General features: G+C 73.2%; 16 protein-coding genes. 9 read left to right on the top strand and 7 right to left on the bottom strand.

Annotation, left to right across the window (positions count from 1 at the left end; translation table 11 throughout):
• Positions 1-106 precede the first annotated feature (106 nt).
• A complete protein-coding gene (locus ACIRS1_RS25355; protein WP_402843711.1) occupies positions 107-379 on the top strand; it encodes a hypothetical protein in 273 nt (90 codons plus the stop codon).
• Positions 380-440: 61 nt separating this feature from the next.
• Here ACIRS1_RS25355 and ACIRS1_RS25350 read toward each other — a convergent pair whose 3' ends face one another.
• Positions 441-716, bottom strand: a complete 276-nt coding sequence (locus ACIRS1_RS25350) for a hypothetical protein (protein WP_402843708.1) — start codon at positions 714-716, stop codon at positions 441-443.
• Complete coding sequence (locus ACIRS1_RS25345) at positions 709-966, bottom strand: hypothetical protein (RefSeq protein ID WP_402843706.1); 258 nt, start codon at positions 964-966, stop codon at positions 709-711. The genes ACIRS1_RS25350 and ACIRS1_RS25345 overlap by 8 nt, the downstream gene beginning before the upstream one ends.
• Before the next feature lie 207 nt (positions 967-1173).
• Here ACIRS1_RS25345 and ACIRS1_RS25340 point away from each other — a divergent pair, with 207 nt between their 5' ends.
• On the top strand, positions 1174-1665 hold the full coding sequence (locus ACIRS1_RS25340; RefSeq protein ID WP_402843703.1) for an FBP domain-containing protein: 492 nt from the start codon (positions 1174-1176) through the stop codon (positions 1663-1665).
• Between the two features lie 264 nt (positions 1666-1929).
• Here the strand turns inward: ACIRS1_RS25340 and ACIRS1_RS25335 are convergent, their stop codons facing one another.
• Positions 1930-2766: an SAM-dependent methyltransferase gene (locus tag ACIRS1_RS25335; RefSeq protein WP_402843786.1), complete on the bottom strand. Its 837-nt coding sequence runs from the start codon at positions 2764-2766 to the stop codon at positions 1930-1932.
• A gap of 280 nt (positions 2767-3046) precedes the next feature.
• Here ACIRS1_RS25335 and ACIRS1_RS25330 point away from each other — a divergent pair, with 280 nt between their 5' ends.
• The 3 genes from ACIRS1_RS25330 (at position 3047) to ACIRS1_RS25320 (ending at position 4658) form a co-directional block, all read left to right on the top strand.
• Positions 3047-3394 (top strand): PRC-barrel domain-containing protein, encoded by a 348-nt coding sequence (locus tag ACIRS1_RS25330; RefSeq protein WP_396316654.1) that lies wholly within the window; start codon positions 3047-3049, stop codon positions 3392-3394.
• 235 nt (positions 3395-3629) lie between these two features.
• A complete protein-coding gene (locus ACIRS1_RS25325; protein WP_360206201.1) occupies positions 3630-3896 on the top strand; it encodes a metal-sensitive transcriptional regulator in 267 nt (88 codons plus the stop codon).
• A gap of 258 nt (positions 3897-4154) precedes the next feature.
• Positions 4155-4658 (top strand): GNAT family N-acetyltransferase, encoded by a 504-nt coding sequence (locus tag ACIRS1_RS25320; RefSeq protein WP_402843701.1) that lies wholly within the window; start codon positions 4155-4157, stop codon positions 4656-4658.
• Between the two features lie 61 nt (positions 4659-4719).
• Here the strand turns inward: ACIRS1_RS25320 and ACIRS1_RS25315 are convergent, their stop codons facing one another.
• Complete coding sequence (locus ACIRS1_RS25315; RefSeq protein WP_402843781.1) at positions 4720-5214, bottom strand: NUDIX hydrolase; 495 nt, start codon at positions 5212-5214, stop codon at positions 4720-4722.
• Between the two features lie 280 nt (positions 5215-5494).
• Here ACIRS1_RS25315 and ACIRS1_RS25310 point away from each other — a divergent pair, with 280 nt between their 5' ends.
• The 3 genes from ACIRS1_RS25310 (at position 5495) to ACIRS1_RS25300 (ending at position 9650) form a co-directional block, all read left to right on the top strand.
• Positions 5495-6961 (top strand): endonuclease/exonuclease/phosphatase family protein, encoded by a 1467-nt coding sequence (locus ACIRS1_RS25310; protein WP_402843699.1) that lies wholly within the window; start codon positions 5495-5497, stop codon positions 6959-6961.
• A gap of 14 nt (positions 6962-6975) precedes the next feature.
• Complete coding sequence (locus ACIRS1_RS25305) at positions 6976-8961, top strand: phosphocholine-specific phospholipase C (protein ID WP_402843698.1); 1986 nt, start codon at positions 6976-6978, stop codon at positions 8959-8961.
• 215 nt (positions 8962-9176) lie between these two features.
• The gene (locus tag ACIRS1_RS25300; protein ID WP_360206190.1) at positions 9177-9650 is read left to right on the top strand and encodes a VOC family protein; all 474 of its coding nucleotides are present in this window, start codon (positions 9177-9179) and stop codon (positions 9648-9650) included.
• A gap of 30 nt (positions 9651-9680) precedes the next feature.
• Here ACIRS1_RS25300 and ACIRS1_RS25295 read toward each other — a convergent pair whose 3' ends face one another.
• From ACIRS1_RS25295 to ACIRS1_RS25285, 3 genes are all read right to left on the bottom strand, one after another.
• Positions 9681-10979 carry an aromatic acid exporter family protein gene (locus tag ACIRS1_RS25295; protein ID WP_402843695.1) on the bottom strand — a complete coding sequence of 433 codons (1299 nt, stop codon included), beginning with the start codon at positions 10977-10979 and terminating at the stop codon, positions 9681-9683.
• A gap of 223 nt (positions 10980-11202) precedes the next feature.
• A complete protein-coding gene (locus ACIRS1_RS25290) occupies positions 11203-11931 on the bottom strand; it encodes a polyprenol monophosphomannose synthase (RefSeq protein ID WP_402843692.1) in 729 nt (242 codons plus the stop codon).
• A gap of 298 nt (positions 11932-12229) precedes the next feature.
• Entirely contained in the window at positions 12230-13783 is a 1554-nt protein-coding gene (locus ACIRS1_RS25285; RefSeq protein ID WP_402843689.1) for a N,N-dimethylformamidase beta subunit family domain-containing protein, read from the bottom strand.
• A 471-nt stretch (positions 13784-14254) separates the two neighbouring features.
• Here ACIRS1_RS25285 and ACIRS1_RS25280 point away from each other — a divergent pair, with 471 nt between their 5' ends.
• A complete protein-coding gene (locus ACIRS1_RS25280) occupies positions 14255-16135 on the top strand; it encodes an amino acid transporter (RefSeq protein ID WP_402843778.1) in 1881 nt (626 codons plus the stop codon).
• The last annotated feature ends 23 nt before the right edge of the window (positions 16136-16158 follow it).

Genomic DNA, 16158 nt, shown 5'->3' with positions numbered 1-16158 from the left:
CCGGACCGTCCACGGTCCGGCCTGGGCAGTTGCCCTCGGAGAAGGTGGCTGGCACACGTGCCGGGCGTAGCCACCTGCCGCTCCGACCTGCGCCGAGTACCCCGGCGTGCCTGCGCACTCGGCGGTTGCCGACGCTTTCCTCTGCGCTCCGGACGGCGAACCGGCTCCCGCCTTCCTCGCCCAGGAGGCCGGCCGTTTCGTCTCGGCGGTCATGCGCCTGCACGAAGCCGCCGCCAGCCGCTTCCTGGACGGGCCGTTCGGGCAGACCGACACCTCGCTCCGGCTTCGGTCCGACGGCACCCAGTTGCTCACCCTGTCCGGGGCGATCCCCCTCACCGGCCTGCGCCTGCCCAGCACAGCTGTACAAACAGTCCGCTAGCAGACCCGCAGGCGTCGAGGTATCTCTTCGGGGACGCCGGGAGGCCCCGGACCGTGGTTTGTCAGAGGGGGATGACGCGGGTGAGGCGTACGAGGTGGTTGTCGGTGTCGATGACGTACTCGACCAGGCCGCGTCCATGGGGGATGGGGAGCCGGCGCCAGTCGCCAGCGCTGTCGCGGGCGCTGCTCTCCGGTAGCCACGGGTTCTCGGCGATCGCGACGGTGAGCGCGACGATCGCGGAGGACAGTTCGACGGGCAGGTTGGGGTCGGACAGGGCGTCCTGGACGGCTTCGGAGGGCAGGACCGGCCACAGGTCGTCCGGCTCTTCGTTACTCACCCGGCAGGTCCCCGCCCCGGTCACGGCGCAGTCGTAGGACGTCGGCCATGGTGGCGGTGGGCAGGGTGCCGTTGCGGGCCGCGGCGATGATGCGGTCCTGTTCGGGGTCGGTGTCCATCTCCGCTTCGCACCACCAGCGGTTGAGGACCTGTTCGGCCTGGTCGATGGGGGCCTGGCCGAGTTCGCGGTAGAACTCCATCCGGCGGCCGCCCTGCAGCGCGGCGGCGATGCCGTCGGGAGTGCGGGGCACTCGGGGCTGTGGGGGGGGTGGTGGTGCGGGACTGGCCGGTCGGGGGAGCGGCTCCTTCTGTCCCTGGGCTGGGGTTGCCCGTGGGGCGTCCTCTCGGCAGCGGGCGTTCTGTTCCCGCGCGGACAGGGCGGAGGCGCGGAGGGGGCCCTGTGGGCGATGGGCGTTATGTATTTGCCTAATCGGTTTAGGTAAATTAGCCTGCCGATTATGAAGCAGCTGACCGAACCAGAGATCCGAGCCGCCTTCCTGAACTGCAGCAAGGGCGAGGCCAAGCGGCTGTTCGTCCCCCGGGACCTGGTCGAGCGGCCCTGGGGGGAACTGGACTTCCTCGGTTGGCGGGATCCGCAGGCTCCCGATCGGGCCTATCTCGCCGCCGAGTCGGACGGGCGCGTCGTGGCCGTCGCGCTGCGCAGTCCCGGTGTCGCCGCGTGGCAGGGGCGGCGCAGCATGTGTTCGATCTGCGTGACCGTGCACACCGGTGGGGTGTCGTTGATGGTCGCCGCGAGGGCGGGCAAGGCGGGGAAGCAGGGCAACTCCGTGGGTGCCTACATCTGCAGCGACCTAGCCTGTTCGCTGTACGTCCGGGGCAGGAAGGACGCGGGCCCGGGGTCGGGCTTCCACGAGTCGCTCACCCTTGAGGAGCGGATTCAGCGGTCCGTTGTGAACCTCGCGGCGTTCGTTGCCAAGGTCGCGGCCTGACGGCGAGCGTCGACGACAGGTCCCGCACGGGAAGTCGATCCGGTCGACTTCCCGTGTGCGGCGAGGGGAGGGCCGGCACCGGATCTGTAGACCGGTCTGCAGATTTTCTGCGAGGCTTGACCGGGAGGGGCGGATGCTGACCTTGCTGGGTGCGCAGGAAGTCGATCCGGTCGACTTCCTGCGCGGGTGCACGGGCGCCGGTCAGCGCTACCGCGTAAATCGGTAGACCGGTCGGTATATTTTCCCGAAGCTGGTGCGAGCCGGTCAGGGCTTGCGGGCTACGGCGCCGTACATGCTGACGCGGTCGGCGTCGGGAGAGGGGGTGGTCTCGGGGCGCCAGAGGGGGACGGTGGTGACGCCCGGGGTGAGGACGTCGAGGCCGTCGAGGAAGGCGCGGACCTCGTCGCGGGTGCGGCCGACGAGGGGTGCGGTGGCCTTGTCGTAGACGCCGGTGACGCGGTCGCGGACCGCGGCGGGGATGAAGTCGGCCGTGCCGTGGGAGAGGATCAGGTGGCTGCCGGACGGCAGGGCGTCCAGGAGGGTGGTCACCACCTGGTAGGGCTTGTCCTCGTCGCGCAGGAAGTGCAGCACCGCGGCCAGGACGAGGCCGATGGGGCGGGAGAGGTCGAGGAGTTCCTCGCTCTCGACGGCGGCGAGTACCGCGGCCGGTTCGCGCAGGTCGGCCTGGAGGACGGTGGTGCGTCCCGAGCCCGTTCCGGACATCAGTGCGCGGGCGTGGCTGAGCACGATGGGGTCGTTGTCGGCGTAGACGACGCGCACGGCGGGGTTGACGGCCTGGGCGATCTCGTGGGTGTTGCCGGCGGTGGGGATGCCGGTGCCGATGTCGAGGAACTGGTCGATGCCGAGGTCGGCGACGCAGCGTACGGCCCGGGTGAGGAAGCCCCGGTTGGCGCGCGCGGTGGAGCGGAACTCCGGATTGGCCGCGAGGGCCTTCTCGGCCGCGGCGCGGTCGGCGGGGAAGTTGTCCTTCCCGCCGAGGTAGTAGTCGTACATCCGGGCCGGGTGCGGGATGTCGGGTCTCAGGTCGGCGGGGACTCCGGGTCGGCCGGGATCCCACATGCTCTCGTAGCCCACGGGCATGACCGTCGCCCCCATCTGTCGAAGATCTGACGATCTACTTGCAGCGTTCTTGGCGGACAGCTTAAAGCCCTGGTCAAGGCGGTGGAGGCGGATGGTCGGGTCGCCCCGGAATACCCCTTCTATGCCCGTTTCGCCCGCAGGTGGGCCCCGCGCGACCCCTGTGCCTCGCCGCGCGCCGTCCGCCGTCCCGGCGCAGGATGGGAGGTCCCGGCACCGCAGCGCCGGAGCGCTGCGACACGAGGGCGCCGGGAGACGGGAGGTCAGGGTCGTGGCGATCGACATGGCAGACATCCGGGAGTGGCGCGGCCACACGGTGGTCGACGAGAAGAGCCACCGGATCGGCTCGCTGGAGGCCGTCTACGTGGAGACGGCCTCCGACCAGCCCTTCTTCGCCACGGTCGCGATCGGCCTGGCGACCCGGCGCCGGCTGGTGTTCGTTCCCCTGGACGGCGCGGTGGTCGGGCCGAAGTACGTCCGCGTCCCGTTCTCGAAGGGCCAGGTCAAGCAGGCCCCGTCGATCGGCACCGACGACGTCCTGCCCGCCGAGGACGAGCCCGCCGTGTTCGCGCACTACGAGCTCCCCTACGCCACGGGTGCCGGCGGCGAACGGCGCCTCGCCCGCCGCTGAGCCCTGAGCCCTGAGTCCTGAGTCCTGAGTCCTGAGTCCTGAGTCCTGAGCCCCGAGCCCTGAGTCCTGAGCCCTGAGCCCTGAGCCCTGAGCCCCGAGCCCGACCCGGGCAGATCGTCGCGCTCAGGTCGGGCCGGGGTCGCGCCGCCGGTCGGCCCACATCGGACCCCCGGGGAATGGATACCCCACGGGGTACACTTGTCCGTCGACAGTCGATGTGAAAGGCGGCCCGGACATGCAGGTGGACGAGGAGTCGGTCGGCGCGGTGCTGAACCGGCTGCGCCGCGCCCAGGGCCAGTTGGCCGGAGTCATCGCGATGATCGAGGCAGGGCGCGACTGCAAGGACGTCGTCACCCAGCTCGCCGCGGTCTCGCGCGCCCTCGACCGGGCCGGCTTCAAGATCGTGGCCAGCGGCATGCGCCAGTGCATGGCCGCCGCCGACGACGACACCCCGCCGATGAGCGAGGCCGAGCTGGAGAAGCTGTTCCTCGCCCTTGCCTGACCTGACCCGGCCTCACCTTGCCCGCAATGACCCTGCCTGGCCCTGCCTGAAATGACGTGTCCTGGCCCTGCCCGCAATGACCAGGCCGGCCCTGCGCTCGGCCGAGCAGCCGTTGCCGTACCGATCATGGAGTCCGTCGGTCGAACGGGAGTCTCGACCGGGTGATCGCGGGCCCTGCCCGGCATGGGGGCAGGGCCTGGCCGTAGGCGGGGAAAATCCAGGGGAGCGGGCGGCCGCGCGCTGATACGGTCGGGCGCCATGAGCTGGCTTCCCGATGACTTCGTCCACCCCGTCCTGGTGCCGCTGCCGGGCGGTGGCCATCACCTGCGGCCGATCCGGGAGGCGGACGCCCCGCTCGACTATCCGGCCGTGATGGGTTCGCGCGAGCGGCTGTGGGCCATGTTCGGTCCGGCCTGGGGCTGGCCCGCGGCCACCATGACCTACGAGGCCGACCAGGCCGACCTGTTGCGGCACGAGAAGGAGATCGCCGCACACCAGTCCTTCAACTACGCGCTGTTCGACGCGGCGGAGACGGCTCTGCTCGGCTGCGTCTACATCGACCCGCCGGAGCGGGTCGGCGCGGACGGCGAGATCTCCTGGTGGGTGGTGGACGAGCTGGTGGGCAGCGAGGTCGAGCAGGCCTTCGACGCCCTGGTGCCGCAGTGGATCGCCGCCGACTGGCCGTTCGAGCAGCCGCGCTTCCTCGGCCGCGGGATCTCCTGGTCGGACTGGCTCGCCCTGCCGGAGCATCCCGACGCGTAGGCGTCGTCGCCCGTACCGGTGGGCCGTCCCGACCGATCGCCACCACCCCCGGCACAGCCGCCTACTCCGGGTCGGCGTCCTCGTCGAAGTCCCCCAGGTGCAGCGGTGTCCGGGCCTGCCCGCCGGCCGTCAGCACCTCGGCGAGGAGCGGGGCCAGCCGTTTGGGGCGCACCGTCTCCGAGGTGGTGGCGAGTTCCTGCACGGTCCACCAGTGGTGCCCGTGCGACGCCTCCGCCGGGTCGACCCTGGTGGCCGCGGCCTCCGCGGCGCTGAGGCGGACGAGGCGGTACTCCTCGTGCTGGTCGAAGGCCCGGCCGTCGACGCTGAGGTGGGTCCGCCGCGTCCAGAGGAGGGGGCCGAGCCGCTCGGCGGGCAGGCTCAGCGCCGTCTCCTCGCGCAGTTCGCGCAGGGCGGCCTGCCGGTGGTCCTCGCCGTCCTCCACTCCGCCGCCGACGGTGAACCACCAGCGGGCGCCCGGTCTGCGGGGGTCCCGCGCGCAGAGCAGGAGGAGCCGGTCGCGCTCGTCGACCAGCAGGACGCGGGAGGTCCACCTCATCGGCACCACGAGGTCGACCCTACCGGCCCGCCGGCCGCCGAGCGGCGCGGGAACCAGCCAAGCCCACCCCGCCGCGGCGGCGCCTGCGCCCCGGAGTTCCCGAATCGCCCGATGTTCCGTCATGCGTCGTTCACGTCCCGGTCGCTGGCTTTCGGATGAATGAGGGCCGCCCGCAGTTGTACAGCCAACTGTGAGGCCTCCCTCCCAACCTCCGTGACCAGCCGCGCGCGGACCCGGCCGTCCCCCGGCGGACCGGCCCCGGGCGGCGGACAGGACAACCGTGGCCGCAGGCAGCGCCCTGACCCTCACCTCCTCCGCCAACCCCACCGAAGGCGACCGGCTCACCTTCCACTGGACCACCGACGCCCCCGACGCCAAGAACTGGGTCGGTGTCTACGACGGCACCCGCCAGCCCGGCACCGGCTCCTCCCTGCTGTGGAAGTACACCCCGGCCGCCTCCGGTGACGTCCAGCTGGACACCTCCGCGCTCACCGGCGGCCCGTACACCGCCTACCTGCTGGCGAAGGACGGCTACGGCGTGCTCGCCCGGACCGAGCCCTTCAGCTTCCGCCCGAAGCCGGCCGTCGTGCGCCCGCACGCCGCCGTGGACGCACTCACCGCCACCCCGGTCGCCCCCGGTGCCGCACTGACCGTCAGGCTCGGCGGCCTCTGGTCCCGCCCGGCGGGCAACGCCGCCGGCACCGCCGCGTTCCGCAAGGTGAGCGGTCCGTCCTGGCTGAACGTCAGCGCCGACGGCACGCTCACCGGCACCGCCCCCGCGGCCGGCGCGGCGGGTGCGGCCGGCAAGACCCCGGAGATGGTGGTCGTCGCCGTCAAGGACAGCGCGGTCAAGGACGGCACGGGCGCCACCGACACCGTCACCGTGCTCGTCCCCGTCGCCGACCCGGCCGCGCCGCCGCGCCTCAAGGCCGCCAGCTGGAACCTGCACGACGCGGGCCGCGGTCACACCGACGCGCTGGAGAAGCAGCTGCGCGTCGTGCTCACCCAGGGCCTGGACGTGCTCGCGCTCCAGGAGACCGCCGGCGAGCGCGCGAAGACCCTCGCCGACGCGCTCGGCTGGTACGCCTACCAGAGCCCCGGCAGCGTCGGCATCCTCAGCCGTCACCCGCTCACCGACGTCACCCCGGTGACCGCGGACCTCCCCGCGGCCGCGGCCACCGTCCAGCTGCCGGGCGGGCGCACCGTCCGCTTCTGGGCCGCGCACCTGGACGAGGCCGGCTACGGCCCGTACGCGATCCAGGACGGGCGCAGCGCCGCCGACGTGACCGCCGCCGAGGCCGCCTCGCTCCGCGGCCGGCAGGCGACGGCGCTGGCCGCCGCGGTGCGCGCCGACGCGGCCCGGAACGTCCCGGTGGTGCTCGCCGGGGCCATGTCCTCGCCGTCCCACCTGGACTGGACGGCCGCCACCGCCGCCGCCCACAACGGGGTCGGCGCGCTCGACTGGGCGGTCAGCAAGGCGCTGCAGGGCGCGGGGCTGACCGACGCCTTCCGGGAGGAGCACCGCGACCCGGTGGCCTTCCCGGGTGCCACCTGGTCGCCCACCCGCAAGCAGCGCGGTGACCGGCCGGAGCCGCAGGACCGCACCGACCACGTCCACTACGCGGGCCCGCTGAAGCTGGTCGAGGCGCACACGCTGGTCGCCGACTGGCCGCAGCCCGAGCCGAACACCGCCGCCAACGAGTGGCCCTCCGACACCGCCGCCGCCGTCGCCACCTTCCAGCTCTGAGAGGCCAGTTCGTGATGTCCGAGCTCTCCCGCCGCACCTTCGTCGGCGCCACCGCGGCCGTCGGCGCGACCGCCCTGACCGGCCTGGCGGCCGCCCCCGCCGAGGCCGCTCCTGCTCCCGCCCCCTCCCCGGACCGGCTCACCGGCACCATCAAGGACGTCAAGCACGTCGTGGTGCTGATGCAGGAGAACCGCAGCTTCGACCACTACTTCGGCACGCTCTCCGGCGTGCGCGGCTTCGGCGACCGCCAGGCCCTGCGCTTCCCGGACGGCACCGACGTGTTCCGCCAGCCCGACGCCGGGCGCAGCGACGGCGGGGCGATGCTGCCGTACCGGATGGACACCTCCAGGTACAACGCGCAGAACGCGGGCGGTCTGGCGCACGACTGGGCGACGGGCCACCAGGCCATCAACAACGGCGCGATGAACAAGTGGATCGCGGCCAAGGGCGAGCGGACCATGGGGTACTTCACCCGGGACGACATCCCCTACCAGTACGCGCTGGCCGACGCCTTCACCCTCTGCGACGCCTACTTCACCTCGCTCGCCGGCCCGACCGACCCCAACCGCCTCTACCTGTGGACCGGTACGGCCGGGCCCGGCCGCGACGGCACCACCGGGCCCTGGATCGACAACACCCCGGTCACCGACAACCCCGTCGCCGACTGGACCACCTACGCCGAGCGCCTGGAGCAGGCCGGCGTCAGCTGGCGGGTCTACCACAACCCCAGCAAGGACGACCGCACCGGCGACTACGACGACAACGCGCTCTCCTACTTCAAACAGTTCCACGCGTTCCCGCCCACGGACCCGCGGTACGTCAACGCGATGACCAAGTTCGACCCGGCGGACTTCGACCGGCACTGCAAGGACGGCACCCTGCCGACGATCTCCTGGCTGGTCGCGCCCTACCTGTTCTCCGAGCACCCGGAGGCCGGCCCGGCGTACGGCGCGCACTGGGTCGACCAGGCCCTGAAGTCGCTGACGTCCAACCCGGACGTCTGGCGGCACACCGTGTTCCTCGTGATGTACGACGAGAACGACGGCTACTTCGACCACATGGTCCCGCCCACCCCGGAGCCGGGCACCCCCGAGGAGTTCACCCACGGGCGTGCGATCGGTCTGGGCAACCGCGTCCCGCTCTGGGTCGTCTCGCCGTGGTCGCGCGGTGGGTGGGTCGACTCCCAGGTCTTCGACCACACCTCCGTGCTGCGCTTCATGGAGCTGGTGACCGGGGTCGCCGAGCCGAACATCTCCGCCTGGCGCCGGGCCGTCTGCGGCGACCTCACCAGCTGCCTGGACTTCGCCGCGCCGGACCACTCGATCCCCGAGCTGCCGGACACCACCGCGCTGATGGCCAGGGCCGACGCCGGGACCAAGCTGCCCGGCGTCGTCCTGCCCGCGGTCGGCGCCCAGTCGATGCCGGTCCAGGAGCGCGGTGAGCGGCCGCACCGCGCGCTGCCGTACCAGCCGTGGGCCGACGTGGAGGTGGACCGGACGAGCGGCAAGGTCGTCTGCACCCTGAGCAACGACGGCTCGGTCGCCTTCCCCTACACCGTCTACCCCAACATCGTGTTCCCGTTCGCGGGCACCCCGTACACCGTCGCGCCCGGTGCCACCGCCACGTACACCTGGGACGCGGCCGCCACCAACGGGCGCTACGACTTCACCGTCCACGGCCCGGACGGCTTCGTGCGCCGGTTCGCCGGCACGGTGGTCCGTGACGGCCGGGACGGACAGAACGACGTCGCCGTACCGATCGTCACCGCGGACCTGCGCGGCCGTCGGCTCACCCTGCAGCTCGTCAACGACGGTCTGACGGACCTCGCCTTCACGGCCGAGCCCAACGACTTCGCGGGGACGGCGCGGACGGTGTGGGTGCGGCCCGGCAAGCAGGTCGACGTGGCCTGGCCGCTGGACAGGCAGGGCCGCTACGACGTGGTGGTCACCGCCCACAGCGGGCGGCGCTTCGCCCAGCGCTACGCGGGCTGGGTGCACTGACCGGTCGGGTCCACGGACCGGCCCCGGCGCGCGGGCCCGCCCCGCGCGCCGGGTGTCACCACCAGCCGCACACCCCGGGGGACGCAGGCCCTCCCGCCCCGCGGCGCCTCGCCCGGGCGCTCCCGGCCGCTCCCCCGTGCGCCCGGGGCTCCGAACCGGTGACCCCCGGCCGTGGCTCGGCCACCCGGCCGCGGCCCGGGTCTACGGTCGGGCGCATGCAGAAGATCACCACCTTCCTCTGGTTCGACGACCAGGCCGAACAGGCCGCGACCTTCTACACCTCGCTCTTCCCCGACTCCCGGATCACCCAGGTCAACCGCTACGGCGAGGCCGGCCCCGGCGCGCCCGGCTCGGTGATGACCGTGGTCTTCGAGCTCGCCGGCCAGCAGTACGTGGCGCTCAACGGGGGCCCCGAGTTCCGCTTCACCGAGGCGATCTCGCTCCAGGTGGACTGCGAGGACCAGCAGGAGGTCGACGACCTCTGGTCCAGGCTCACCGCCGACGGCGGACAGGAGGGCCCCTGCGGCTGGCTCAAGGACCGCTGGGGCCTGTCCTGGCAGATCGTGCCGCGGGTCCTCAACGAGCTGATCAGCGGGCTGGACCGGGCCGCGGCCGACCGGGTCATGGCGGTGATGCTGCAGATGCGCAAGATCGAGGTGCAGCCGCTGCTCGACGCGGCCCGGGGCTGACGGCGCGACCGAGGTCCCGGGGGCGCCGGGTCAGCGCCCGGCCCCCACCGTCGGGCGCTCCCGTCCCCCCTGCTCCGGCCCGTCGCCGGGGCCGTCCGGCCGGCCCCGCCGCCGGGCCCGCCAGCGCTCGCCCCGCAGGAAGCGGCGCAGCCCGGCGAACCGGGAGAACCGCTCCCGGTTGGCCACCGAGGCCCGGTCCAGCTCCTCCATCAGTCGCCGGCCGCGGTGCTCCGGGTCCAGCTCGTCCAGGATCCGGTCCACCTCGGCCAGTATCGACCCGTGCAGCTGCCACGCCTCGGGGTGCTCCTGCACCCTGCGCAGCAGCACCTGGGCGACGTTCTCGCGGCAGCTCCAGGCCGCGGCCAGCTCGGCGGCAAGCCGCTGCTCCGCCTCCTCGGCGTTGCGGCTGACCTGCGTGGTCACCAGCACCGCGAAGCTCACCATGGCCCCGCCGACGTGCCCGAGCAGCTCCTCCAGGCCGACCGCCACGTCCGGGGGGAGCAGCCGTTCGCCGGGTGCCCGGCGTTTGGCCAGGTCCGTCAGCGAGCGGGCCAGCACCCGGATCACCACCACGCAGATCTCCAGGGTGTCCAGCCCGGTGCGCAGCACCAGCCGGGAGAGCAGCCCCTCGCTGATCCGCGGGTTGAGCCGCAGGCTGTCCTCGGCCTGGCGCAGCGCCGCGTCCACGTCGGCGATCGCCTGGTCGAGCCGCCGGGCCTCGTGCAGCCGCTCGGCGGCCCGGGCGACCGGGGTCGGGCGGCCCAGCTCCTCGGAGATGTCCAGCAGCAGGTGGCGGGCGCGCCGGGCGAGGTCCTCGATCGACTCACCGGCGGTGTCCACCCACACCGGAGGGGCGAACAGCAGGTTGAACAGCAGGCCGACGGCGGCGCCGATGAGCGTCTCCAGCACCCGGTCCCAGGCCTGCGAGGCGAGTTTGGTGACGCCCAGGATCAGCATCGCGCTGATCGCGACCTCCTGGACGAACTCCTCGACCCGGACGAACCGGCCGACGACCAGCGAGGCGAGGATGATCAGCCCGAGGCTCCACCAGGAGAGCCCCACCACGGCGCTGAAGCCGATCGCGATCAGGACCCCGACCACCACCGAGTTGACCCGGCGGATGCTGGTCTTGAGCGTCGAGTAGACGGTGACCTGCACCACCAGCAGGGCGGTGAGCGGGGCCGTCAGCGGGGCCGGCTCGCTGCTGAGCCTGGTCGCCACCGCGTAGGCGAGGGTGGCGGCCACCGTGGCCCGCACGGTCTGCACGACGAAGGGTTCTCGGGCGCCGCGGCGGACGAGGGCCGTCAGGGACTCCGGGAGAAGGGACATGTGGCCCTTCTTTCCCCGCAGCCGCCGTCCACACCGCCGGGCGGCCCGACGGGCACCCGTATGCCCGTTTCGGAGCCGTCCGGCGCCCTATGGAGCCCTACGGAGCCCTACGGAGCCACCCCGCGGCGCGTCCCCGTGCTCCAGCCGGGCCGACGACTCGTCGGGGCCGACCGTTCGGCGGGTCGGACGGCCCGACGGCCCGAGGGGCGGGCAGCCCGACGGTTCAGCGGTTCAGCCGCAGCTTCCAGGGCGCCAGCGCGGACTCGACCTGTACCCCGATGCTCATCTTCGAGGCGCCCTCGATCCGCTCCTCGAAGCGGATCGGCACCTCGCGGATCGTCATGCCGCGCTGGACGACCCGGTAGTTCATCTCGACCTGGAACGAGTACCCGCTGCTCTGCACGCTCGGCAGGTCGATCGCCTGCAGGGTGGCGGCCCGCCAGGCCTTGAAGCCCGCGGTGGCGTCCCGGACGCCCAGGCCGAGGATGGTGTTGACGTACAGGTTGGCCCAGGCGGACAGGGCCTTGCGGTGCCAGGGCCACTCCGCGGCGGTGGAGCCGCCGGGGACGTAGCGGGAGCCGAGCACCACGGCGGTCTCGTCGGCGAGCAGGGCCTCCACCATGGCGGGTATCGCCGAGGCGGGGTGCGAGAGGTCGGCGTCCATCTGGACCACGACGTCCGCGCCCTCGTCCAGCGCCCGGGCCATGCCGGCCAGGTAGGCGCGGCCGAGGCCGTTCTTCTCGGTGCGGTGCAGCACGCCGACGGTGCCGCCGGAGTCCGCGGCGAGCTTGTCGGCCAGTTCGCCGGTGCCGTCCGGGGAGTTGTCGTCGACGACCAGCAGGTGCAGGTCGGGAACCGGGAGGTCCGCGAGGAGCCCCGCGAGGACCGGGAGGTTCTCCCGCTCGTTGTACGTGGGGACGACGACAACGACCTTCGGGGAGGCCTCGACCATGTTCTGTTTCCCTCGTGCCCTCGCCGGCCGGCACCCGTGCCGCACCGGTCGGTCTGTCTGGACGACCTGCGCTGGATTGGACCGTGTGAGTCTATCCGTGCCACGGGGCTCCCCCCGCCCCGGGCGTCCCGGCCGACCCGGCTGACGGCCCGTCGGAAGACCGTTCGACCTCGATGCGTGTCCATGCCAGGCTGCCGCTGCCGTCCGACCGACCGACATGGAGACCTCTTGTGAAGATCCGTCGCCCCCCGGCTCCTCGCCGCCGCCCCGGCCCCGGGAGCGACCCCCTGACCGGGCCCTACGCCGGGCCGTAGACGGTGGCCAGGTCGTCGGTGGCCGGGTGGGTGCGGGCGGCGGGGCCGGCGGCGAAGGTGCGCAGGACGTTCTCGGTGACCTTGCGGACGAGGTCGCCGGCGCGGGCGTCGATGCCGTGGTCGGCGCCGGTGCCGCCGGGGCCGTGCGCGTCCAGGGCCTCGACCCAGCGCATCGTCCCGGTGGCGAACACCCCGGCGCCGCCGGGAAGGGTGTGGTAGGCGGTGTCGGCGTGCGAGGGCCGGCCCTCGCAGACCACCGGGGAGTGGGCGAGCACCTGGATCGGGCGCGGGGTGGGGAAGGCGGTGTCCACCCGGTCGTACTCGACGCCGACGAGGTGCGGGAAGGACGCCCCGGCGGCGACGCCGGTGCCCTCGAAGGCCCAGTGGTCCGCCGCGCGGACCACGTACGGGGCGTCCACCGGGTAGCCGTCGTAGAGGACGCCGAGCAGGGAGCTCTCGGGGTCGGCGCCGGGGTCGGCCCGGAAGTCGGTGGTGGCGGGGGCGCCGGCCAGGTGGCCCGGGTCCTGCGCCCAGGCGCCCTTGTAGCAGACCACCGTGCGGTCCGGGCCCAGCTCGGAGGGTTCGAGGCGGATCCGGCGGTAGCAGCAGTTGGCGCCGAGGACGGCCAGGTTGGTCCCGGCGTCGCGGGCCGCGGTGACGTGGGCGCGCTGCTCGGGGGACCAGTACTCGTCGTGGCCGAGGGACACGACGGTGCTCGCGCCGTGCAGCAGCCCGGGTTCGCGGGCGACGTCGATGCCGGTGGTGTAGGCGAGCGGCAGCCCGAGCCGCTCGGCGAGCGCGACCAGCGGGGCCTCGTAGACCAGGAACAGCCCGGCGCCGTGGTCGTAGTCGTACGGCCGGTCGAAGACGACCCGCAGCGAGCGGGTGGCGAGCCCGCCGGTGGGGCCGTTGTAGAGGCTGTGCCCGCCCCACTCGTTGTAGGCCTGCCAGGTGGCCGGGGCGCTCATCACCACCGTCCGGCCGGCGGTGGTGGCGGAGCGGACGGTGAGCGGGACGTAGCGCCGGCCGGTGCCGTCCTCGGCGTCCAGGCGCAGCAGGTAGGCGCCCTCGGGCCAGCCGGTGGTGTCCACGGCGAGGGTGCGCCGCCAGCCGGTGAGCACGGTGCGGGTGGCCGGGTCCACGTGCGGCGCCGGCTGTCTGCCGCCGGGGACGTGCTCGCGGCGCCAGACCAGGCGGGCGCGGGCGCCGCCGTACCAGCCGGCGCGGTAGGCGGAGACGGTGAAGGCGGTGGCCGGGGTGGAGACGTGCAGCCCGAACTGCTCGCCGGGCAGCACGCTGACGCGGTCGGCGAAGCCCTCGATGGCGTCGGCGGGGCCGGGGTCGGTGATCTCCCAGTCCGGGTCGCCGGGGAGGGACTGCTCGGTGCGCAGGCCGACGTGTTCGGCGGTACCCGGGCCGCCCGCGTCGGGGGAGGGGTGCGGTGCGGGGGCGGCCCGGTCCGGGCCGGTGCCGCAGGAGGAGAGGGCCGCGGCCATCAGGCCCAGGCCCAGTACGCCGCGCCGGCTCGGTTCCGCCATCGTGGCCTCCCTGGTGTGCGATCGGTCCCTCGCCGGGGTGCGACGGCCCGCTGCGCCCCGCGCCGCGTCCGGACGGCGGGGTGCGACGCCGTGTCAGGACCATGGGCCAGGACGGCGGGTCAAGACGGTGGGTCAATGCGCGCGGTCATCCTTACCCCTCGGGGGTGAGGTCTACGGGCCGCCGCGCCGGGTGGCCGTCCGCCGGCGGGGCGGCCCCGCCGCGCCGTGCGCCGCGCCCGGGGCCGTCCGGGGGGACCCCGGCGTGTCCGGGCCCGCGGCCGCCCGGCCGTGGCGCCGCGTCACCTAGCCTGACCAGGCCCGCCGTCCGGCGGCCAGAGGGTCGGGCGCAGTGTGCCCGGCCGACCGTGGACAGGGGTGCGCGTGGTCTCGTCGGGTTCGGTCGGAGTCGGGTCGGCGCCCGTGAACCGCGGCTCGCGGTTGCGGGCGTGGTTGCTGGAGGGCCTGTCCGACATGGCCAAGCAGCACCCCGGCCCGCACGCGCAGGTTCCGCACGTGAAGGGCCAGCGCTGGTGGCGGGTGATGTGCCTGACCGGCCTGGACTACTTCTCCACGCTCGGCTACCAGCCCGGCATCGCCGCCCTCGCCGCCGGCCTGGTCTCGCCGATCGCGACCCTCGTGCTGGTGCTCGTCACCCTGCTCGGCGCCCTGCCGGTCTACCGCCGGGTGGCGCAGGAGAGCCCGCACGGCGAGGGCTCCATCGCGATGCTGGAGCGGCTGCTCTCGTTCTGGCAGGGCAAGCTCTTCGTCCTGACGCTGCTGGGCTTCGCGGCCACCGACTTCATGATCACCATCACCCTGTCGGCCGCCGACGCGACCGCGCACCTGGTGGAGAACCCGCACCTGCACACGGCGCTGGACGGCAAACAGGTGCTGATCACGCTGATCCTGATCGCGCTGCTCGGCGGGGTCTTCCTGAAGGGCTTCGGCGAGGCGATCGGCGTGGCCGTCGTCCTGGTCGGGGTCTACCTGGCGCTCAACGTCGTGGTGGTGGTCAACGGCATCTGGAAGGTGCTCCAGGCCCCGCACCTGTTCGCCGACTGGACCGACGCGCTCACCGCCGAGCACGGGAATGCGATCGCCGTGATCGGCGTCGCCCTGATCGTCTTCCCCAAGCTCGCGCTGGGCCTGTCCGGATTCGAGACCGGTGTCGCCGTGATGCCGCACATCGAGGGCGACCCGGACGACACCGAGGAGAAGCCCACCGGCCGGATCCGCGGCGCCCGCAAGCTGCTCACCACTGCGGCCGTGATCATGAGCTGCTTCCTGATCACCACCAGCTTCATCACCACCCTGCTGATCCCCCCGGACGACTTCAAGACCGGGGGGCCGGCCAACGGGCGGGCGCTCGCCTACCTCGCGCACGAGAACCTGGGCAACACCTTCGGCAGCGTCTACGACCTGTCCACCATCGCCATCCTCTGGTTCGCCGGCGCCTCCGCGATGGCCGGACTGCTCAACCTGATGCCCCGCTACCTGCCCCGCTACGGCATGGCCCCGCACTGGGCCCGGGCCGTGCGCCCCACGGTGATCGTGCTGACCCTGATCGCCTTCCTGGTCACCTGGCTCTTCGACGCCAACGTCGACGCCCAGGGCGGCGCCTACGCCACCGGCGTCCTGGTGCTGATCAGCTCGGCCGCCATCGCCGTCACCATCGCCGCCCACAAGGCCGCCCAACGCCGCTGGACGGCGGGCTTCGCGGTGATCGCCGCGGTCTTCCTCTACACCACCGCCGTGAACATCGCCGAGCGGCCGGACGGCGTCAAGATCGGCGCCTGCTTCATCGCCGGGATCATGCTGGTCTCCTTCCTGTCCCGGCTCAAGCGGGCGTTCGAACTGCGCGTCACCGACGTGGTGCTGGACGACGTGGCGGAGCGCTTCGTCCGCGACTACATGCACCGCCCGCTGCGGCTGATCGCCAACGAGCCGAACAGCAGGGACCTCGCCGAGTACCGGGACAAGATCCACCAGATCCGGCGCGACAACGACATCCCGGCCGAGGACGACCTGGTCTTCGTCGAGGTCACCGTGCTGGACCCGTCCGACTTCGAGGCCGAGCTCACGGTGCGCGGGGAGGTCCTGCACGAGCGCTACCGGGTGCTCTCGCTGGAGAGCTCCAGCGTGCCGAACGCGCTGGCCGCGCTGCTGCTGCGGGTGCGCGACCTCACCGGGCAGCAGCCGCACATCTACTTCGAGTGGACGGAGGGCAACCCCTTCGCCCAGTTCCTGCGGTTCCTCCTGTTCGGGCAGGGCGAGATCGCACCCGTCACCCGCGAGGTGCTGCGGGAGGCCGAACCGGAGCGCGGGCGGCGCCCGGCCGTGCACGTCGGCTGACGGCGCCCCGCGGCCCGGCGTCC

This window comes from Kitasatospora sp. NPDC101176 (assembly GCF_044768035.1).
In the GTDB taxonomy this organism is placed as follows: domain Bacteria; phylum Actinomycetota; class Actinomycetes; order Streptomycetales; family Streptomycetaceae; genus Kitasatospora.
Note: the sequence above shows the minus strand (reverse complement) of the source record. Positions and strands in the feature narration are given on the sequence as shown.